We start from the raw sequence: 252 nt of genomic DNA on the forward strand, positions 1-252 counted from the left end.
GCTGCGGCAGCCACGGGTCGGCCGGTGCCGATCAGTCCGCCCGGCGCGCGGGGGAGAAGCCAGCGGACGGGGCCCCGGCGGCCCACGGCAACGGAATGCGGGATCCGTCCCGCCCCGGGTCGGGGCCCCCGGACCGGTGGACGATCGGGTCGACCCGGGCCTGGGCCGGTAGGTCCTCGACCTCGGGCAGTCCCAGCTCCTCGCCGAGATAGAGGTAGAGCACCCCGGGCAGTGCCGCCACCAGCAGGTGCG

1 pseudogene is annotated in these 252 nt (G+C 77.0%); it reads right to left on the minus strand.

What is annotated here, in order from left to right:
• Positions 1–31: 31 nt before the first annotated feature.
• Positions 32–252: pseudogene (locus MN204_RS21115) on the minus strand (alpha-amylase family glycosyl hydrolase); the annotation flags it as partial.

Origin of the sequence: Oceanobacillus saliphilus (assembly GCF_023522835.1) — a bacterium.
Lineage (GTDB): Bacteria > Bacillota > Bacilli > Bacillales > Amphibacillaceae > Oceanobacillus > Oceanobacillus saliphilus.